At 68.7% G+C, this 20,966-nt stretch carries 17 protein-coding genes; 16 read left to right on the top strand and 1 reads right to left on the bottom strand.

The window, feature by feature from the left end; all coding sequences use genetic code 11:
• Window positions 1-176: 176 nt before the first annotated feature.
• The 14 genes from ASC93_RS12180 to ASC93_RS12245 all read left to right on the top strand — a co-directional run bounded on the left by ASC93_RS12180 (window position 177) and on the right by ASC93_RS12245 (window position 19,046).
• On the top strand, window positions 177-2,885 hold the full coding sequence (locus ASC93_RS12180) for a pectinesterase family protein (protein ID WP_056441845.1): 2,709 nt from the start codon (window positions 177-179) through the stop codon (window positions 2,883-2,885).
• Between the two features lie 109 nt (window positions 2,886-2,994).
• Window positions 2,995-4,098 (top strand): acyl-CoA dehydrogenase, encoded by a 1,104-nt coding sequence (locus tag ASC93_RS12185; protein ID WP_056441847.1) that lies wholly within the window; start codon window positions 2,995-2,997, stop codon window positions 4,096-4,098.
• 333 nt (window positions 4,099-4,431) lie between these two features.
• Window positions 4,432-4,974 (top strand): hypothetical protein, encoded by a 543-nt coding sequence (locus ASC93_RS12190; protein WP_056441850.1) that lies wholly within the window; start codon window positions 4,432-4,434, stop codon window positions 4,972-4,974.
• A 28-nt stretch (window positions 4,975-5,002) separates the two neighbouring features.
• Window positions 5,003-6,745 carry a hypothetical protein gene (locus ASC93_RS31415; protein ID WP_056441853.1) on the top strand — a complete coding sequence of 581 codons (1,743 nt, stop codon included), beginning with the start codon at window positions 5,003-5,005 and terminating at the stop codon, window positions 6,743-6,745.
• A 5-nt stretch (window positions 6,746-6,750) separates the two neighbouring features.
• Window positions 6,751-8,682 (top strand): PKD domain-containing protein, encoded by a 1,932-nt coding sequence (locus tag ASC93_RS12200; protein ID WP_056441856.1) that lies wholly within the window; start codon window positions 6,751-6,753, stop codon window positions 8,680-8,682.
• Window positions 8,683-8,693: 11 nt separating this feature from the next.
• Complete coding sequence (locus tag ASC93_RS12205; protein WP_056441859.1) at window positions 8,694-9,167, top strand: hypothetical protein; 474 nt, start codon at window positions 8,694-8,696, stop codon at window positions 9,165-9,167.
• Between the two features lie 2 nt (window positions 9,168-9,169).
• The gene (locus ASC93_RS12210) at window positions 9,170-10,330 is read left to right on the top strand and encodes a phosphotransferase (protein ID WP_056441862.1); all 1,161 of its coding nucleotides are present in this window, start codon (window positions 9,170-9,172) and stop codon (window positions 10,328-10,330) included.
• Window positions 10,327-12,510 (top strand): lanthionine synthetase LanC family protein, encoded by a 2,184-nt coding sequence (locus ASC93_RS12215; RefSeq protein ID WP_056441864.1) that lies wholly within the window; start codon window positions 10,327-10,329, stop codon window positions 12,508-12,510. Before ASC93_RS12210 ends, ASC93_RS12215 begins: the two co-directional genes overlap by 4 nt.
• 13 nt (window positions 12,511-12,523) lie before the next feature.
• Window positions 12,524-12,937 (top strand): membrane protein insertion efficiency factor YidD, encoded by a 414-nt coding sequence (gene yidD, locus ASC93_RS12220; RefSeq protein ID WP_082547964.1) that lies wholly within the window; start codon window positions 12,524-12,526, stop codon window positions 12,935-12,937.
• 37 nt (window positions 12,938-12,974) lie between these two features.
• Window positions 12,975-14,027, top strand: a complete 1,053-nt coding sequence (locus tag ASC93_RS12225; protein WP_162251863.1) for a polyprenyl synthetase family protein — start codon at window positions 12,975-12,977, stop codon at window positions 14,025-14,027.
• Window positions 14,005-15,912 carry a geranylgeranyl reductase family protein gene (locus ASC93_RS12230; protein WP_162251864.1) on the top strand — a complete coding sequence of 636 codons (1,908 nt, stop codon included), beginning with the start codon at window positions 14,005-14,007 and terminating at the stop codon, window positions 15,910-15,912. Before ASC93_RS12225 ends, ASC93_RS12230 begins: the two co-directional genes overlap by 23 nt.
• Window positions 15,913-16,165: 253 nt before the next feature.
• Window positions 16,166-17,551, top strand: coding sequence for an MFS transporter (locus ASC93_RS12235; protein ID WP_056441878.1), 1,386 nt, complete (start codon window positions 16,166-16,168; stop codon window positions 17,549-17,551).
• Window positions 17,552-17,576: 25 nt separating this feature from the next.
• Entirely contained in the window at window positions 17,577-18,671 is a 1,095-nt protein-coding gene (locus ASC93_RS12240) for a tartrate dehydrogenase (protein ID WP_056441880.1), read from the top strand.
• A 27-nt stretch (window positions 18,672-18,698) separates the two neighbouring features.
• Entirely contained in the window at window positions 18,699-19,046 is a 348-nt protein-coding gene (locus ASC93_RS12245) for an HNH endonuclease (RefSeq protein WP_229412694.1), read from the top strand.
• Between the two features lie 106 nt (window positions 19,047-19,152).
• On the opposite strand, the gene ASC93_RS29710 is transcribed toward ASC93_RS12245, so the two are convergent.
• Window positions 19,153-19,644, bottom strand: a complete 492-nt coding sequence (locus ASC93_RS29710; RefSeq protein WP_082547968.1) for a type VI secretion system tube protein Hcp — start codon at window positions 19,642-19,644, stop codon at window positions 19,153-19,155.
• Window positions 19,645-19,874: 230 nt separating this feature from the next.
• Between ASC93_RS29710 and ASC93_RS29715 the strand changes: the two genes are divergently transcribed.
• The gene (locus tag ASC93_RS29715) at window positions 19,875-20,504 is read left to right on the top strand and encodes a hypothetical protein (protein WP_082547969.1); all 630 of its coding nucleotides are present in this window, start codon (window positions 19,875-19,877) and stop codon (window positions 20,502-20,504) included.
• On the top strand, window positions 20,505-20,837 hold the full coding sequence (locus ASC93_RS29720) for a hypothetical protein (RefSeq protein ID WP_082547970.1): 333 nt from the start codon (window positions 20,505-20,507) through the stop codon (window positions 20,835-20,837).
• The last annotated feature ends 129 nt before the right edge of the window (window positions 20,838-20,966 follow it).

Here is a 20,966-nt window from a genome sequence, read left to right on the forward strand (position 1 = left end):
CGAAAGGCCGCTTCTTTGCAGAAGCGGCCTTTTCTATTTCCGGCGCCGTGCTGCGCGATGCGCATGCCGACATTGTGAAATCCAACTGACGGCATTACGTTTTTTAGTCACTTTTCTCATCTTTGGTCCGACCGCAGCTAAACTGGCTCGACCAATACCAACGATGAGGAGACGAGATGGAGATGCAGTCGATCGGGTTCGAGCGAGGTTGGCAGGTGCGCGGGGCGGGCGTCGGCGCGCTCGCCGTCGCGATGCTGATGCAGGGGTGCGGCGGCGGCGAACCGGAGAGCCGCGGCGCGCAGGCGGTGACGGCGGCCAGCATGTCCACCGTCCAGGCGGCGACGCCCGCCACCCCCGCCACCCCGGCCACGCCGGGCGGACCGGGTACGCCGGCAACGCCCGCCACACCCGCCACCCCGGCGATCCCGCACATGCCGGTGCAGTCCACGACGGTCAGCGGCTGGGCCTCGCAGGGCGCGGGCACGACGGGCGGCGCGGGCGCGCCGGCCAGCAACGTGTATGTCGTCCATGACTGGGCGGAGCTGAACGCCGCGCTGGCCAACGTCAACAGTCCCACCTACGCACTGAATCCGGCGGCGGCCAAGGCGGAACCGAAGATCGTCTACGTCGCCGGCACCATCTACGGTACCGACCTCGGCAACGGCAGGCGGGCCGACGAGGCCTACTACAAGACGCTCAATGCCACCGCGGCCAAGTGGGACTGGAACCTCTACCTGCAAAGCCTGGACACGGCCTACATGGCGGCGCTGAACGCCAGGGTGGCGCAGGGCGACGCCGCGGCCATCGCACAGCGTGCCCGGATCTCGGCGCTGAGCTCGGCGGGCAGCACGCTGCGCCGCTACCAGAAGGCGCAGATCCAGGCCATCATCCCCTCCAACACGACGATCCTCGGCGTGGGCACGGACGCGAAGCTGATCGACGGCTACTTCTCCGTCAATGCGACCAGGAACATCGTCATCCGCAACCTGGAATTCCAGGCGCCGCAGGACCTCACCGCCAACTGGAACGGCAAGGAGTGGAATTCCAGCTACAAGGCGATCTCGGTCGTGACCGGCAAGCAGCTGTGGATCGACCATTGCACGCTGAGCGACGGCGCGCACTTCGATTCGGCCGAGGTCGTGACGATCAACGGCGTCACCAGCGAAGTGCAGCGGCACGACGGCCTGATCGACATCGAGGACAGCTCGGACTACGTCACCATCTCGTACACGGTCTTCCGGAACCACGACAAGACCAATATGGTGGGCGGTTCGGGCGACCAGAACGGCTACAAGGAGCGTGACTACAACCACCTCACGTTCAGCAATGATGTCTGGGAAAACTCCGTGCAGCGCGCGCCGCGCGCCCGCTTCGGCCGCATCCACGTCTACAACAACTACTACAAGGGCGACACCGCCGCCGCGGATTACCGGCTCAGCTATTTCATCGGCATGGGCGCCGAATCGAAGATCCTGTCCGAAGGTAACGTCTTCGAGATCAGCGGGCCGAACGCCACCGCGTCCCGGGTCATCGCGAATGCGAACGGCTACCAGTTCAAGGACGTTGGTTCCTGGATCAACGGCGCACACGCGTCCGCCGACCTCGAAGCGGCCGCCGGGGCCGCCCTGGAAGCCAACTGGACCAAGGCCACCGCCGCGGCCGCGGCGAGCCACTTCACGGTCGCCCCCTATACCAACGAGCTGGGCTGGACGCCGACCTATCCGTACAAGCGCGCCACGTCGGCCGCGGCCCTGAAGCTGCACAACCTGACCTATTCCGGCGCCGGCAGGCTCGCCATCGACCCGGACGCGGTCGCCAACGCCAGGCGCCCGTTCCTGAGCGACGCGCAGGCCGCCGGCTACACGGTCGCCAGGGCGCTTGCCGGCGCCGACGCGTGGGCGCCGCATGCGGTGAATGGCGGCCACATCGACACGAGCAGGATCGTGCCGGACTTCACGGTCGCGCCGGACGGCAGCGGCAACTTCACCACCATCCAGGCGGCCCTGAACGCCGCGAGCACCGTGACGAAGGAGCGCGTCGCCATCCGCGTCATGCCGGGCACCTACCCGGAGCTGCTGGTCGTGGCCAACACCGCCACGCCGGTCACCCTGTACAGCACGGAGGCCGACGCGTCCAGGGTCGTGGTGACCAGCCCCCTGAACCAGAACAGCCCGGGCGCGAGCTACAACGCGCTGGTGAGCGCCGCGACGTATGCGGGCAACGGCGATGCCGCCGCGCTGTACAAGGCGTGTTCGCGCAAGACGACGGCGGTCGGCAAGGAATGCTCGACGGCGATCCGCGTGCGCAACAACGGGTTCCAGGCCGCGAACCTGACGTTCCAGAACACGGACGCGGGCAACGGGCAGGCGCTGGCCGTCATGATCGACAAGGCCGACCGCGTCCAGTTCGACAACACCCGGCTGCTGAGCAAACAGGACACGCTGTACCTGTCCAACAGCGGCAAGCGCAGCTATTTCACGGGCGGCGAGATCGGCGGCGACGTCGACTTCATCTTCGGTCCCGGCGTCGGCGTGTTCGAGGGTGTGGCGGTGCGCTATACCGGCGTGCGCAAGCCGGCCGGCGGCTACATCGCCGCGCCGTCCACGCTGGCGTCGCAACCCTACGGCTTCCTGTTCGACGGCTGCGTCTTCCTGGCCGATGCCGCGACGCAGCCCGCCAGCGTGTTCCTGGCGCGCCAGTGGGACGACGGCCCGGGTGCCATCGGCAAGATGATCGTCCGGAACTCGGTGCTGGGCGAGCACATCGCGTTCGGTTCGGGGCCGTGGAATCCGACGACCATCGGCGGCGCGCCGACGGCCTATCGCGACGGCCGGAGCGGCGAACCTTACCTGGCCGAATACGCCAACTGGCAGGTGGCGCCCTGAGCGTGGGCAATCTCATGTGGTCCGACCCCGTGCCGGGGCGCTAGAATCCGCAAAGCCGCGTACGCATGTGATCGATGCGCGGCCTTTTTCCACTTCCGCGCCCGTCACGATGTCCATCTTGTCTCCACTTCCTGCGCGCGACGCCGCCCGCATCGCCCGCCATGCCGCCACCGCCGATACGCACGGCTGGCTGCATCCGGTCCACCAGGCCCTCATCCACCGCCGCGGCTGGCTGCGCATGCTGGCGCCGCGCGCCGTCGGCGGGGAAGAGCGGCCGCTGCCTGACGTCGTGCGCCTGGAAGAAGCGATCGCGCGCATCGACGGCAGCGTCGGCTGGACCGTCACCCTGTGCGCCGGCGCCGGCTGGTTCGCCGGTTTCCTGCCGCCGCACCTGGCGCGCGCCATCCTGGCCACGCCGCGCGCCTGCCTCGCCGGCAGCGGCGCCCCGACCGGCCACGCCGACCGCGAGGGCGACGGCTGGCGCATCGACGGCGAATGGGACTACGCGAGCGGCGCGCCGATGGCGACCCACTTCACGTTCAACGCGTACCTGCGCGCGAACGGCGCGCCGTTGCTGGACGCGGACGGCCAGCCGCGCATGCTGGCCTTCGTCGTGCCCGGGGACATCGTCGAGATCGTGCCGCGCTGGCGCAGCATCGGACTGCGCGCGACCGCGTCGCACGCCTACCGCATCCGCGCCGCGTGGGTCCATGCCGACCACGGCTTCGTCATCGACCCGGCCGCCGCGTGCGCGCAAGGGCCGCTGTACCGCTTCCCGTTCCTGCCGTTCGCCTTCGTCACGCTGGCGGCGAACGTGGCCGGCATGGCGGCGCACTTCGTCGACCTCGCCGCCGACTGCATCGCGCGCCGGCGCAACCGCTTCGGCGGACAGGACGAGCCGCTGATCGAGGTGCCGGCCGTGCGCGCCGCGCTGGATGGCGCGCGCGGCCGCCTGGCTGACGTGCGCGGCCGTTTCTATGCGCTGCTCGATGCGTGCTGGGCCGACGTCGCGGCGGGCGGCAAGGTCGCCGGCGAACAGGCCGCGCAGATGCAGGCGCTGGCGCAGGAATGGGTGGCGGCGTCGCGCCATGCCGTCGACACGCTGTATCCGTACTGCGGCCTCTTCGCGGCGCGCGCGGACAGCGACATCAACCGCGTCTGGCGCGATTTCCACACGGCGTCGCAACACGCGCTCTTGATGCCGCAAGGCTGAGCCGTTATAATGCGGCCTCAATTCCCTGATAGCTCAGTCGGTAGAGCGACGGACTGTTAATCCGCAGGTCCCTGGTTNCGAAAGCCGCGTACTTGTAATGAGTACGCGGCTTTTTTGTTTTTCAATTGTTCAAATTCTGTTCATTCACAGAAACGCAAAGATTCATTAGGCAAGTGTTTTAATAAAAGCTTGTTTTGGTCTGAAATCAATCAATAAAAATATGCTCGCAATTCCGGATCGGGAGGATATAGTGAATCGAGCTTGAACCGATGTTTCCGCTTATTTGTCGATTGGCTGGCTATTTCAAGTCAGCCATTTCCACAAGGAGTGTTCATGGTCGATCATCCGCACGTCCTGCACTCCTGGCGCGAAGCGCAGGAACAGATCACGACCATCCTGGCCCGGCTGAATCGCGATCCCGCGCTGCTGCTGGCGGCCATGGCCAATCCGCTCGCGGCACTGCGCGATATCGGATTCGACGTGGCCGCCGAGGTCCGCCAGGAATTCGAGGACCGCATCCGTTTCGGCGAGCAGGCGGCACGCCGCCTGGCCGAACTGCGCGACACGCTGCGCGCCGCCGGGCTGCCATTGCCGCCGGAAGATGAAGCTGAAGCCAAGGCCGAAGCGGAAGCCGATCTGCGCACGCACCTCGCCACGCTGGCCGGCGTACCGGGCGACGCCGCGGACGACGTCGACGCACTGCTCGAGCAATGCCGCGGGCGCCATCCGCATATCGACGCCCTGATCGAATACCGCACGATCCAGCACAGCAGGCCGCCGTTCGCCCGCGCCGACGTGTACGAGCGCATCCGCCGCGGCGAGACCGGGCCGATGCCGCTCACACGCGTGCGCGCCCGCCTGCACGGCGCCAACTGATCCGTGGCATGAGCGCGAGGACAATGCCATGGCCAACACACGCGGTTTCGAGGTCGTCGCCGAGCTGACGCCGGCTGCCCTGCTGAACATGCTGCAGGCCGCATGGGCGAACACCGACCTGTTTCCGAAGAACGTCGATATCCCGCCCGGCGCGTTCGGCGGCTTCATGGTGCAGGGCGGGCAGGTCCAGCTGCCGCTGGCCGGCCTGGACGTGCAGCCGTCCCCGCCCAGCGCACTGCGCTTCGGGTTCGGGCTCGATATCCAGATCCAGCTGCAGGACCCGCCGGTGCCGTCGGCCGCGCTGATCGCGTTCAGCGCCACGGCGTCCGTCGAGATCCCGCTCGGTTCCATTCCCGGCCAGAAGGACGTCGCCCTGCTGTTCGGCGCAATGGGGCCGGCCGATCCGGGCAGCGTCACGCTGCCGGGCGGGAATCCGGTCACGGCCAACCTCGCGGCCTACATCGCCGACTTCGTGCACCAGATGTACGAGCTCGACGGCGCATTCTTCCCGCACCACATCAGCCAGCCGCACCAGAGCATGATCGCGTACACGTTCGATGCCGACTTCGACCTGTACGACGACCCCGCCAATCCGGCGCACCGGATCCAGACGGCGCTCGTGATGGTGGGCGGCGCCCAGCAGCTGGAAGTCGCGATCCCGATCCACCTGCGCCTCTCCAACCTGACCAAGACGATCCCGATCGCACCGGACCTGCACCCGTTCATGGGCATCGAGGCCCAGGTCGTGCTGACCAGTACCGACCTGCAGCTGGCGGGCCCGGTGTCCGTCGGCCTGAGCAAGGCCGACGTCACGGTGCGCAACCTGGCGCCGGCCGGCCCGGACTACGGCGACGAGGGGCCCAACTACATCGCGAACCGGACGCTCGTGAGCTCGTTCGGCAACCTCGACACCCTGCTCGCGACGAACCTGCAGAGCCAGGTGAAAACCCTGTTCGTGTCGAAACTCGTGCCGTTTTCCTTCGCCTTTCCGAACACGCTCGAGATCCAGGCATTCATCGCCACGGCCCTCCACGACAACCTGGCCGCACGCCCCCCGTTCGAAGTCTGGCCGGGCAATGCGGCGCCGCCCGTCGCGCTGAACGACGTGGCCGTGCGGGCCTCGCCCGATGCGCTGGCGATCGCCATCAACACCAGTCCCGGGGCCGACATCACCCTGCTCGACAACTTCGTGCCGGCCGGGCGCTCGTTCGCGATCGCGATCAGCGCGGCGCGCACGCTGGCCATGATCCAGCAAGCCATCGACGATAAATTCCCGTCGCTGCCGGTCGTGCTGCACGTGGACGGGCACGACGTCCGCCTCAAGAGCCTGCACCCGTCGCTGACGAATTTCCTCCACTTCTCCGGCGACGTGACCGTCATCGACGCCATCCTGGGCAGCATCGACGTCGATGCCGGCTACGACGTCGACGTCGGCCTCGAATGGCTGCCGCCCGACGCCGCCGGCGCGCAGAAGCTCAAGCCGGACGTGCACGATCCCGACATTCATTTGTCCACGCTGGCGTGGATACTCGGCCTGCTGCTGGGCTTCCTGAGCGGCGGCGTGGTCGGGCTCGTGATCGGCATCGTGGTGCTCGAGATCATCAAGCACATCGCGTCGACGATCGGCGGCGCGCTCGTGACCGACGAGGTGAGCGGCGCCGTGGACGGCCTGCAGGCCTGGCCGTCGCCGCTGGGCACGGTCGGCGACGTGCAATCGGTGTTCGAGAACCCCATCGCCATCAGTCCCGATGGCTTGCTGATCGGAGGCTAGCGGCCATGTTCAACGTCGTCAGCAAGTACGCCGGCACCGACATCGTGTTCGCGAACGCGCACGGGCCGTACACGGTGGACGGCGGCAGTCCCGTCACGCTGGGCGCGGGCGCGCCGAATCCGCATGCGACCTATGCCTGGGACCTCGGCGACGGCGCGACGGCCGCCACGGCCTCCGTCACGCACGTCTATGGCCGCCACGGCGTGTACGTGGCCCGCGTCGCGGTCACGGTGAACGAGCCGGGCGGCGACACGAGCCGGCACTATGCGCAGATCCGCGTGCGGAACGTGCCGCCCGTGGTGTCGGCCGGGCCCGACCGCACGGTCAACGAAGGCGAGGTCGTGAACGTCGACGGCAGCTTCACCGACGTGCAATGGCTGGAAACGCATACGGCCACGTGGGACTGGGGCGACGAACAGAGCCCGTCGGCCGGCACGGTCGTCGAAACCCACGACGAGCCGCTCGGCAAGGGCACGGTCGGCGGCACCCATGCGTGGGGCGATGCCGGCACGTACACGATCACCCTGCGCGTGCAGGACGAGGGCGGGGCGACGGGGTTCGGCAAGGCGCGCGTCACGGTGCTGAACATGCCGCCCGTGGTGGACGCGCTGGCGCCGCTGTACGCCTATCCCTGCTGCGTGCTGACCCTGCGCGCGCACTTCACCGACCCCGGCTGGCTGGACACGCACGCGGCGTTCTGGGATTTCGGCGACTGCAGCGGCCCGCGCCGCGCCGTCGTCGACGAGACGCACAAGGCGCCGGCCGGCCAGGGCACCGCGACGGCCTCGCACGTGTACCACCATTGCGGCACGTATCGCGCCACCTGCACCGTGATCGACGACGATGGCGCGCCCGGCACGATGGCGACCGTCGTCACCGTGGTCGACGTGCGCAACGCCGGATTCGAGGAAGGCTTCTGCCGCCACCAGCTGGGCGAAGTCGGGAATGCCTGGTCGCCCTATCTGGCGCGCATCCCGACCCTGCTGGGCAGCGCCGACCTGACGCCGCTGGCGGTGCCGGTGGCGCCGAACGTCGACATCTTCACGGCCGAGCACGCGACGGTGCGCCATGGCGGCCGGGCCCAGCGCATCCGCTTCCTCGGCAACACGCGCGCTGGCGTCATGCAGCGCATCGGCGCCAATCCCGGCTGGGATTACCAGGTCACCGTGTGGTACAGCCTCAACGAGCAGGCCGGCGGCGACTCCGTGCTCCTCGACGACGTGGACGAACTGATCGACCAGCCGCCGGAACTGCGCGGCGCCAAGGCCCGTCTCGGCATCGATCCGGACGGCGGCCTCGACCCTTCCTCGTCCGGGATCGTGTGGATGGACGGCATGCTGCGACCCGAATGGTCGCAGCTGTGCGTGCGTGCCACGGCCGGCGGCGACGGCATCACCGTCTTCATCGAAGGGCAGGGCGGCGTGCGGCTGGGGGCCGACGTCTGTTTCGACGACGCGGCCCTCGTCGCGGTGCAGCCGTTCTGCCCGCCCGCGCCGCCGCCGCAGACCTGCGTGGACTTCGCGTCGTTCGAGAAGGATGCCGTCCTGCCGCCCGAGTTCGAACACGAGGGATTCCGCTTCACGGCGCGCGACGGCGAACCGCAGCGCATCGTCCAGTCCACCGTGCCGCCCGGTCCGCACGTACTCGAGATCCGCCCGCGCGGCCTCGAGGTCACGTTCCCGGTCACGGCCGACATGGCGCGGGCGACCCTGGTCGGACAGGGCGCCGTCATCCTGGTCGCCTACGACGCTGACCGCAACGAAGTCGCGCGCCGCACCGTCGCGCCGGGCGGTCCGCGCCAGACGGTCGAGGTGTCCGGCCGCGACATGACCGTGCTGGACATCGTCGGCCGCAGCGGCATCCAGCTCGAAAAACTGTGCGTGCATCCGCAAGAGCCGGCGGACGCTTCCCCAACCTCAGCCCCAACCTCAGCCTGAAGGAGAACGACGTGGAACAACCCGGCGACAACCAGCCCAGAGAAATCAAAACGGACGAGCTTGCCGACCGCGCCGCCAGATACGGCGGCGTGATCAAGCTGATCGGCAAGTTCCTCGGCAACAGCGAGCGTGAACACCACTTCCGCTTGTACACCACCGACACCCTCAACTGGTATTACGAGTTCTCCAAGGATGCCGTCATCGACGTCGAACGCTTTCCGTCCGGGCAGATCATCGCGTGGCTGAAGCCGGGCGCCACCGTGCAGGAAACCGCGACGCGGACGGTGCCGGAAGGCTTCCTCGGCGGTGCGACCTACCGCGAGAACGCGGCGCGGGCGGCCGGCGCACCGGGCATGCGCAAGATGTTCGCGATGGCGCAGGGCGACGGTTGCGGCTCGTCCGTGGCGAACTGCCCTGACACCCAGCTGTCGTTCACCTGCAATCCGCGCGACCCGAGCCCGGACTGCCCCTACAACCGGTTCTGACGATGCCGGCCCAGACCGCGGCCCGGACCGTATCCGCGCCGCCCGCATCGCCGCGCCATGATGCGGCCCCGGCTGCGCTCGATTCGTACGCCGCGGTGACGCGTTACCTGATCGCGCGCGGCCTGCTGGCGCCGGCGGCCATCGTCGACGGCAGCTTTCGCATGCGCGACCGGTCGCGCCGTAACCTGAACGTGCTCGTCGACGGCGCGGGACGGAACGGGTTGTTCGTCAAGATCGGAGCCGACCGTGCACACGGCGCCGGCCTGGCGCACGAGGCCGCCGTGTACCGCCTGCTGCGCCGCGCGCTCGCCCCGGCCCACGCGGCGCGGCTGCTGCCGGACCTGGTCGACCACGACCCGCACGCGGCGGTGCTGGTGCTGGGCCAGGCCGACCGCGAGAACCTGCGCGACCTGCATGCGCGCCTCGGACGCTTCGTGCCCGCGCTGGCCGCGCGGCTGGGGCGCGAACTGGGACAGCTGCACAGCGCGTTGCCGCCGGACGCCGTGCCGGGCAGCGGGGACGGCGGCTTTTATCCGCTGCCGTTCTGCCTCGTCACGCCCATGCTCGGCTTCGTGGCCAACTGCAGCGCCGCCAGCGTTTCCCTGCTGCGCGTCGTGCAAGGCAATGCCGGCCTGTGCGGCATGCTGGAGGCGCTGGCCGCGACCTGGCGCGCGCGCTGCACGGAACACCCGTGCCTGATTCATGCCGACCTGCGCCTGGACAATTGCTGCGTCAACCTGCGGCCCCGGCGGCTGCGGATCGTCGACTGGGAACTGGCGACGGCCGGCGACCCCGCCTGGGACGCGGGCGCCGTCATGGCCGACTACATGAGCGCATGGCTGCAGAGCATGCCGCTGCCGGCCGGCGCCGAACCGGCCGATTGCATGCCGCTGGCCGGCATCCCGCACACCGGCCTGCAGGACGCGGTGCGTGCGTTCTTCACGGCGTATGCGGCCGCGCGCCGGCTCGCGGGGAGCGCGCGGACCGCCGAGCTGCATGCCTGCGTGCGCTACGCGGCGGCGCGTCTGCTGCAACTCGCCTACGAACAGATGCAGGGCGCGGCGCAGCTCACCACGCACGCGCTCGGCCATGTGCAGTTGTGCGAAAACCTGTTGCGCCGTCCGGAAGAGGGCGCCGCGCATTTCCTGGGCGTGCCGCCATGACGCCCGCCTGTCCCCATGCGGCCCACACGCTGGCCGCGCTGCGCTGCGTGTCGATACCGGCCGCAGGCGCCATCCGCTGGCGCGGCGAGCCGATCGCCCCGCCCCTGCCCGATGGCCCCGGGATGGACGCGCTGCGGATCGACCTGCTGGCGGGCGTGCTGTACCGCCAGTTTTATTGCCACGGCCGCCCGCTGCCCCTCGCGTCCGGCGCCGACACGGCGCGCGACGGTCTCGCGGCGCTGCGCCTGCGCGCGGCACTGGAGCGCGCCAACCGCGCGCTGCCGGCGTGGCAGGGCGGATGGCAGGCGCGGCAGCACACGGACGGCGGCGTCGATGCGGCCCAGGCCGGATTGCGGGTGCATGCACCGCCCGGTGCGTGGCGGCCGGCGGCGGGGACGGCGGACACGGCCGTCGACCTGCGGCAGTCGTCCGGGACGTTCGCGGCGAGCCCCGGCTTTTATCTGGTCGAGGGCCCGCCGTGGGCCGCGGACAGCCGTCTCGTGCGCCTGTACTGGCATGTGAGCCCGGCCGGTGCGGCGCCGCTGCTGGCCGCGCTGACCGCCGTGCTGGCGGACAGCGGCCTGCCGTTCCAGGTCAAGGTCCTGGCGCGCAGCACCGCGTATGGGCGGGCCGACGCCTGCGTGCTGTATCTCGACCAGGCGCATTTCCCCGTGCTGGCGGGCGAGCTCGCGCGCATCCATGCGCGGATGCGGCCCTGGCTCGATACGGCGGTGCCAGTCTACACGCACGCGCTGGCGCCGGGACTGGGCCTGGCCGAGCAGCCGCCCGGCGGCGCGAGCTTCGGCCGCGACCGCTGCACGCTGCTGGCACGGGCGCTGTGTGCCGACGATGCGCGGACCGGCGCGCCGGCGCACCGGCTGGAGCGGGTGCGCGCCCGTTTTGCGGCGCACGGCGTCGCGCTGGCGCAGCCGTTCCTGAACCCCGGTTCGCAGGGCGCCTATGTGCTGCCGGCGGCGCGCGGTCCGGGCCGCCGCGCGCGCGCGCCCGCGCCGGCGCCGCGGCCCGGACTGCTCACGGCCGCCGCGCGCATCGGCGCCGAACTCGCCGGGGACGCCGTCTGGCACGCCGACCGCTGCTGCTGGGTCGGCCACCTGGCCGGCGCCGGCCGCCCGTACGGCGCGCTGGGGCCGGCGCTGTACGATGGCACGGCGGGCATCGCCTGGTTCCTGGCGCAGCTGTACGCCGTCACCGGCGAGGCGCGCCTGCGCACCACGGCCGCGGGCGCGCTCCGCCATGCCTGCGCGGCGGCCGAGTCCCATGCGGATATCGGACTGTACAGCGGCCTGGCCGGCGCGGCCTGGGTGAGCGCGCGCTGCGCGGCCTTGCTGGACCGGCCCGAATTCGCGGCACGCGCCGTGCTCCTGCGCGGCGCGCTGGCGGGGCGGGCGCGCCAGGCCGTCAATGCGGACGTGCTGGGCGGCGTGGCCGGCGTCGTCCTCGGCCTGCTCGGCGCGGACGCCGGCGATGCCGACGGGCTCGCGCAGGAATACGGCGCCGCGCTGCTGCGCCTGGCGCGGCGCGGCGCGGCGTACTGGACCTGGGCCACCGTCAACGCCCGCGGCATGCGGCCCCTGACCGGCTTCGCGCACGGCGCCTCCGGCATCGCGAGCGCGCTGGCCGCCTTGTACGCCGCGACGGGCGACCCTGCGTGGCGGACCGCGGCCCGTGCCGCGCTGGCGTACGAAGACGCCTGCTTCGACGCGCGCGCAGGCAACTGGCCGGACTTCCGCAGCGTGCGCCAGCGCCGCTTCGCGCCCACGGCGTCCTGCGCCTGGTGCCACGGCGCCGGCGGCGCCGCGCTGGCGCGCGCGCTGCTGGGGCCGGCCGCCGAGCCCGCCGACCGGGCGGCGCTGGCTGCCGCGCTGGCGACCACGCGCGCGGCCGTGCGCGCCGCGCTGGACGCAGACGGCGCGCTGTGCCTGTGCCATGGCCTGGCCGGGAATGCCGACTTGCTGCTGCTGGCCGGCGACCCTGCCGACCGCGCCCTGGCCGGACAGGCGGCGCGGCACGTGCTCGCGCGCCATGCCGGCACACCGGCCGATGAGCGCACGCCCGGCCTGTTGACGGGCAGCGCGGGCATCGGCCAATTCTTGCTGCGCCAGTGCGACGCCGGCGTGCCCAGCCCGCTGTGGCTGGGCCCGGCGCCGGCGCGCAACTGACACGGGTGCGGCCATGCATGCATCCGCACATCCACCCGCCTGGCGCCGCCTGATGCTCGCGGGGCTGGGCACGGCCGTGACGTGCGTGCTGTACGTCGTCACCGTCCTGCTCGTGCGCTTCGCCCCCGAGCGCAGCTACCGGCCGCGGCGCGCGCCCGGCATGGACGCGGCACAGGCGCCGCCGCCCGAGCTCCCTGCGCGCGGCGACTGCATCATCCGCTGCGCGATCGGCTGCTATCGCCATTCCTGGATCCGCAGCCACCTGCACCGCGAGAGCGCCAGCAAATGCCGTTTCATCCCGTCCTGCTCCGAATACGCGGAGATGGCGGTGCGCCGCTACGGCCTGTGGCGCGGCCTGATCCTGATCGGCGGACGGTTCCGCCGCTGCCGGCCCGATTACCGCGGCGATTACGTCGACTTCCCCTGATCCGCCCGAGTCAACCGTTCGTTTAATGGAGGTCCCGATGCCAGACAGCACATCAGCGCCAGAACCGCAATCCCTCCCGGCCGCGCCCTGGGAATGCGTACCGGACGTGCCCGCCGCCATGCGCGAGGTGGAGGGGTGCCTGCGCCGGCTGGCGGGCGACGGCGCCGGGGCGGAAACGCGGGAGGTCTGCCTGCGCCTGATCGAAGCGGGCGGCAAGCGCCTGCGGCCCGTCCTCGTGCTGCTGAGCGCGCAGGCGGCGGGCGGCGCCGCGCGCGACGCCGTGGTGCCGGCGGCCGGGGTCGAGCTGCTGCACGCCGCGTCGCTGCTGCACGACGACGTGATCGACGAATCGGTGCTGCGGCGCGGCCAGCCCACCGGCAATGCGCTGTGGGGCAACCAGGTCGCGGCGCTGGCCGGCACCTTCCTGACCGCGTGCGCCCTGCGCGCGCTGGCCGGGCTGGGGCACGAAGCCGCGCGCCTCGTCGACGTGGCCCTGCACGAGTTATGGGAAGGCCAGATGGCCGAACTGGAAGGCGTGTTCCACCTCGACCGCGACGAAGCGACCTATATCGCGTCCATCGCCCGCAAGACGGGGGCATTGTGGCGCCTGTCCTGCGAGCTGGGCGCCCACGCCGCCCAGGCGGATGCGCGCCGGTGCGCGGCCCTCGCCACGTATGCGCAGGAAACCGGCATCGCGTTCCAGATCGTCGACGACGTGCTCGACATCGTGGCGGACGAAGCGGCGATCGGCAAGCCGCGCGGTGCCGACATCCGCGCGGGCGTCGTCACGCTGCCGGTCATCCATGCGCTGGCGCACCACCCGCGGCGGGCACACCTGCGCGCGCTGCTGGGCCGCGAGCCGCTGGCCGACGCGGCCTGCGACGAGGCGCTGGCGCTCGTCCGCGCCGGCCCCGCCGTTGCGTATGCGCTGGGACAGGCGCACGCGCGCATCGCCCGCGCGGTGGCGGCGCTGGACATGCTGCCGCCCGGCGCCGCCGTCGACGCGCTCGCCGCCACCGCACGCGCGGTCCTCGCGCGTCCCGAACTGCACACCTGGAGCCGATACGATGAATACGAGACAGCGGTTTGACGTGGTCGTGGTGGGCGCCGGACCGTCCGGCGCGTCGGCCGCCTATCATCTGGCCGTGCAGGGCTGGCGCGTGGCGCTGTTCGAGAAGCGCCGCATGCCGCGCGAAAAGGCTTGCGGCGACGGGCTGGGCATGGGCTCGATCGCCGTGCTGGACGCGATGGGCGTGCTGACCCGGTTGTCCGGCTGCCGCGCGGTGGGCGGCGTCGAGATCCGGCTGCACGGCGACCGGCAAGAAACGTCCGCCGCCCGTTTCGCCGGCCAGGCGCACGGGCTGGTCGTGCCGCGCACCGAGCTGGACACGCTCGTCATGCGGCGCGCGCAGGACGTGGGCGCGCACCTGTTCGAAGGCTGCCGCGTGACCGGCTTCGGCCGCGCCGCGGACCGCATCGACAGCGTGCACTATGTGGCCGACGTTGCCGGCGCGGCGGACGAGGTCCTGGGTGTGGACACGCGCTACGTGGTGCTGGCCGACGGCGGCACCGACAAGCTGCGCCTGCTGGCCGGCTTCGCGCCCCATGCGCCCGAGACGACGGGGCAGGCGCTGCGCGGCTATTACGAGAACGTGCCCGCGTTGCCCGACGCCTTCCAGCTCCACCTGCCGCTGATGGACGCCGACGGCGCGCGCACGCTGCCCGGCTACGGCTGGGTGTTTCCGCTGGCGGGCGGGCGCGCCAACATCGGCGTCGGCTACTTTCCCGTCCAGAGCGCGGACCGCGAGATCAACCTGCGCCGCCTGCAGGCCGGCTTCCTCGAGCGCCTCGCCAGGGCCGAACCGCGCATGGCGGCGATCCGCCAGGTCGGGCGCCTGATCGGCGGGCCGCTGCACTCCGGCATGGACCCGCAGCGCTGCGCGGCCGGCAACGCGCTGGTGACGGGCGACGCGGCGGGACTGGTCGACCCGTTCACGGGAGAAGGCATCCACACGGCGCTGGCCTCGGGGCGCTGCGCCGCGCAGGTGCTGGTCCGCGCCCTGTGCGCGGACGATCCGGCCTTGCTCGCGGAGTACGGCCGCATGCTGGAGGCGCGCTACGGCGACCGCTTCCAGCTCGGCCGCCGCTTCGTGCGTTCGTATGCCTTCATGTGGCGCCTGCTGCAAACGACGACGGACCAGCACAGCGCGCTGGCGGACACGATGCGCCACGGCCTGTTCAGCTATGGCGATCCGGACGCCGCCCCTGACGCCCCCGCGCGCGGCCCCCATGCCGCGTACCTGGCCGCGGTGCGCGGCGGCATGCACACGGTGGCCGGCCGCGACTTTCCCTTGCTGACGCGGATCGCGTTCCAGTTCGAAAACCATGCGCTGGGCACGCTGCGCCAGAGCCTGGCCTACTGGTCGTACCGGATCGGCGGGCGCGAACCGGACGAGCAGGCCGTGGCCGTGTCCGCCTGTCTGGAACTGGCCGCGCTGGCCCACGCCATGCAGGACCAGGCCGCCACCGGACGCGTGCCGGGCGGCCGCCACGGTTCGACCGGCCGCTGGGCGACCGCATTCGCCGTCATGTGCGGCAACTACCTGCTGACGCGGGCGTTCCGCACGATGCGCGTCCAGGGCGACGATCTGCTGCAATACGTCGTGCTGGCGATCGCGAAGCTGTGCGACACCCGGCTGGGCGCCGCCGTGCGCGACCAGGCGGACGAACGGCAACTTGCCGCATATTCCTGCGGACTGGCCTGCCGCGTCGCCGCGCGCATGGCGGGCTGTCCGGACGACGTGCAGGCGCAGCTGGACCGTTTCGGTGCGGCGGTCGGCGCGGCGCAGGCGGATGCGGGCACGGGCAGGGCGACCGATCCGGCGCGCCTGGCCGAGGCCATGGACGCACTGCGGACGATTCCCCATTCGCGTGCCCGTGCACGTCTGGGGCGGCTGGCCGCGGCGGCTTGCTGAGGCGCGCGTATCGCGCAAACCTGGCGGTGGCTCGGCGCCGCGTCATCGGCAACGTCGTCGGCACCCGGCTGCGGCCGCTGTTCGGGCTAGCCGTCGAACGCGTGAAAGCGGGCGGCTGCTGACCTCGCGCGGACCGGCCGAACCCGGCCGGTTTGCCAATTCGCCTGTGAATACGGGCCGTATGCAAACGAGGGCGGCCCTGCAGGCTTCGTCCAACAGGCCTACAATCGATCCTTTGCCGTCAGGATCGAGCATGCAAGCAACAGTCAATACAACAATTCTCGAACAGGACGGATTGCCGCCTGGCCCGCGCATCTGGGCCATCTTCGCCCTTGCGCTCGGCGTGGGCATGTCGGCGCTCGATACCGCCATCGCCAACACCGCGCTGCCCGCAATGGCGGAGCAATTGCACGCCACGCCGGCCGATTCCGTGTGGATCGTGAATGCCTACCAACTGGCGATGGTCGCGACCTTGCTGCCGATCGCGGCGCTGGGTGAAACCATCGGCTACCGCCGCGTCTACGTCGCCGGGATGGCCTTGTTCACGCTCGCCTCGCTCGCGTGCGCGCTCGCGTGGTCGCTGCCCGTGCTGATCGTCGCGCGCCTGTTCCAGGGGCTCGGCGCTGCCGCCATCATGGGCGTCAACACGGCGCTGCTGCGCGCCACGTATCCGGCCCGGCTGCACGGACGCGGATTCGGCAACAACGCGCTCGTCGTCGCGATCGGCTTCGCGCTCGGGCCGAGCCTGGCGTCCATCATTCTCGCTGCGTCGTCGTGGCAATGGCTGTTTGGCATTAACGTGTTGCCCGGCATCGTCGCGTTTTTCATGGCGCGCAAAGTACTCCCGGACACGCGCCGTGCCACCCACCGCGTCGACCGTGTCGCGGGCATCTACAACGTCGTCGCGTTCTCGATGGCCGTGCTGGCGCTGGGCGATGCCGCGCACCGCGTGGACATGAAGACGCTGTTGCCCGAGGCGCTGGTCGCGCTCGTGTTCTTCGGCCTGCTGCTGCGGCGCGAGCGCGGACATCCGGCACCGCTGTTGCCGGTCGACCTGTTCCGCCGGCCATTGTTCGCGCTGTCGACCGTGACCGCCATCTGCACCTTCGCCGCGCAGGCGCTCGCCTTCGTCGCGCTGCCGTTCTTCTTCGAGACGACGCTGGGCCGCTCGCCCGTCGAGACGGGCTTCCTGATGACGCCGTGGCCCGTGCTCGTCGGGGTGATGGCGCCGGTGGCCGGACGGCTCTCCGACCGCTATTCGCCGGGCTTACTGGGCGGCATCGGCCTGATGATCCTCGCGGCCGGCCTGGTCACGATGATGCGTTTGCCGGCGGCGCCATCCGCCCTCGACATCGGCTGGCGCATGGCGGTGTGCGGCATCGGGTTCGGCTTCTTCCAGGCGCCGAACGTGAAGGCGATCATGGGCAGCGCGCCGGCGTCGCGCAGCGGCAGCGCGAGCGGGATGGTCGCGACCGCGCGCCTGACGGGGCAGGCAACGGGCGCCGCGCTCGTCGCGTTCTGCCTTACCATCTCCCACGTGCGCGGACCGTGGTTCGCGCTCGGGATCGCCGCCGCATTTTCGTTCGCGGCCAGCGTGGCAAGCTTCTCGCGCCTCGTCGTCGCGGCGCCGGCCGTGTGAGCCGCACCATTCAAGAAAGAAAACAATGACACGACGTTTCAAGATCGCCGCGATTGCCGGCGACGGCATCGGCAAGGAAGTCCTGCCGGAAGGTTTGAAGGTCTTGGCCGCCGCGGCCGAACGCTTCAACCTGCACCTGGAGTTCACGCATTTTCCGTGGGCCAGTTGCGACTGGTACATCCAGCACGGCGAGATGATGCCGCCCGACTGGAAGGAACAATTGTCCGGGATGGATGCCATCTATTTCGGCGCCGTCGGCTGGCCGGCACTCGTGCCGGACCACATCTCGCTGTGGGGCTCGCTGCTCAAGTTCCGGCGCGAATTCGACCAGTACATCAACCTGCGTCCGGTACGCCTGTTCGAAGGCGTGCCGTGTCCGCTGGCGGGCCGCAAGCCGGGCGACATCGACTTTTTCGTCGTGCGCGAAAACACGGAAGGCGAGTACACGAACCTCGGCGGCGTGATGTTCCCGGGCACGGCGCGCGAACTGGTGATCCAGGAATCCGTGTTCACGCGCCACGGCACCGACCGCGTGCTGCGCTACGCCTTCGAACTGGCCAACGCGCGCCGGCGCCGTCACCTCACCGTCGCGACGAAATCGAACGGCATCGCCATCAGCATGCCGTGGTGGGACGGCCGCGCGGACGCCGTCCACGCCGACTACCCGCAGGTGACGGTCGACAAGCAGCACATCGACATCCTGACCGCCCGCTTCGTGCTGCAGCCCGACCGCTTCGACGTCGTCGTGGCGTCGAACCTGTTCGGCGACATCCTGTCCGACCTCGGCCCGGCCTGCACGGGCACGATCGGCCTGGCGCCGTCCGGCAACCTGAACCCGGACCGCGCGTTCCCGTCGCTGTTCGAACCCGTGCATGGCTCCGCGCCGGACATCGCCGGCCAAGGCATCGCCAATCCCATCGCCATGATCTGGTCGGGCGCGATGATGCTCGCATTCCTCGCCGCCGGCACCGACCCCGACCCGCGTTGCGGCGAGGCGCATGACGCCATCGTGGCGGCGATCGAAGACGTCCTGAAGAGCGGCCCGCGCACGGGCGACCTGGGCGGCACGGCGACGACGGTCGAGGTCGGCGACGCCATCGCGGCGCGCGTACGCGGCTAAAGGCGCTTTGAAACGGGAGCGGCCGCCTTGATATCAGGAACATGGCGCGCCGTTCCCTTTTTTCCCGACATCCCCGAGCCGCCCGCGGCGGACAGCCCGTGCCCGCTGTGCGGCCGGCCGCTCGGCACGGTCAACATCGACCGGCATCACCTGATCCCGAAATCGCTGAAGGGGAGGGAGCAATACCCGATCCACAAGATCTGCCATCGCAAGATCCACGCGACCTTTTCCGAACGCGAATTGCTGCGCGCCTACTACACGTGGGAGGCGCTGCGGGGCGATGACGCCATTCGCGCGTTCATCGACTGGGTGGCGAAGAAGCCGCCGGGGTTTTATGCGCGGACGTTTACTTCGAATAAGAAGAAGGGTCGGTGATGTCGGTGCGTTCGTCGCTTACGCAACTGGCGCGAGAAATCTCTCACCCATTTGCGAATTCACGCCCAACGAACGGCAATTGCCGGTACGAGGCTGATGAATTATGTCATGCGACCCTGTTCGCCGCTAGATCCCATCCGCCGACCGTACTTCCGCCAAGTCCACCGGAAATTTTTTGTTGAGTATACTTCCATTTTACTTTTGAAAACTTCAGGCTCACGTTTTCGCCCAAAAAAGAACCTGATTCTATTCCTGGATGAATTTCGCCAATTAGTACGTTTTCCAACTCAATTTCGAAATACCTGATAGGTACGCCTTGACCGTCAGCGCGCATGAATTCGAATTTGGCTTTGGTAATTGTTTTTCCCATTGCGCAGAATTGCATCAAGATCGGGGAGGCTAAGTCAGTTATTTTGTTGAAGCTGATTTCTTTTAGCTCTACACGCTCCGCGGTATGGCCGCCGCCCGTCGAGGCAGTCGCGCTGCGTGGTTGAACGAGTCCCCAATTTACTGATGTACACTCGATCCAGTCTTTGTGCCTATCATCCTGTGACTCACCCTTGATGCCATCGATTTGTAGATAAACATCAATTGCCATGTCAATCTCCTAAATAATGTTTTCGAGTCGAGTATGTTGGGGTAAGTCTGTTCGGCTCGCTTAAAGATGAATCAACAAGAACCCACGTTGTAGTGAACGTGCTTCTAAATTTTGGCTCCACAGCTCAGGGAATAATGAATTTTTATTGTTGTTGAGTATCCTCAAGAATCATAGCCAAGCTTTATATTTTAATTGTTGCTTTACGTGTTTGATGCTGAAGGAGAAATCGAATGCAAGCCAGGTTACAGGAGATTCGTTCGCATGACCGTGTCGGGAGGACGACAGGCGAATTGAGCGGGGCTCGGTGGGTAGATCGGTTTCGCGGAAGTTCCTCCCTAAAAGATCTGCGCGGGGCATTTCGAGACAGAGCCGAAGCCTTTGTCGAAGCATTGCGTGCAGCGGGCGCTGTCGTTACCATTTCGGCGACTTTTCGCCCTCCGCAGCGCGCGTATTTGATGCATTGGTCCTGGCTAATAGTCAAACGAAACCTCGACCCTGTCACAGTGCCCGAAATGAATGGCGTCGAGATCAACTGGGCACACGAAGATGCAGAAGGAAACTACTCACGCCAGTTGTCTGTGATCGCAGCCCGGGCGATGGTCGAAGGGTTCAATATCCAAGGTCTCGGTGTCGCTCCTGCATTGCGATCTCGTCACACGCTCGGTTTCGGAATTGACATGAATATACGCTGGAACGGGGTGCTTGCGATTCCTGATGCTTATGGCAATATCGTACAAATCACAGGGACACCGCGGACCGGGATGAATGTGCAGTTGCGTCGCGTGGGGGAAAGTTTCGGCGTCATTAAATATAATCGCGCGGGGCGCGATGATCCGCATTGGTCAGATAACGGAACATAAATGATGAAAAAAATGATGCTTTGCCTGTCTCTGTGGATGCCACTGGCTCCGTCTTTGGCAGATGAATCGCTTCCTTACGATGTACAGAGTTTCATCGACAAACGCGAGGGCTGCGATCACATGCGCGGCGAAATACCTGAACCCGGTGAAAAACAACGCATGCGGGAGGTGAGCCGCGAAATCCAAACATTGTGCAAAGGAACGGATAAAGAACTGGCGCAACTGAAGAAGAAGTATGCAGCGAACCGGTCAGTAATGCAGCGTCTTGAGGAATTTGAGCCAGGTATTGAGGGGGCTGAGGTGACCAGACGACATAGCCGGGCAGGGCACTAGTCGGACAAACACGGCGAACGGGTACGAGGCAGCGCCTCTGTTGTTAGGATGGAATTCTTATGTCACACGATTGAATCGAACATCGCCCTCGCGATGCTTCGTGTAAAATCAACGCTTACTTTTTTTGCA

The organism is Massilia sp. Root335 (assembly GCF_001425685.1).
Lineage (GTDB): Bacteria > Pseudomonadota > Gammaproteobacteria > Burkholderiales > Burkholderiaceae_D > Telluria > Telluria luteola.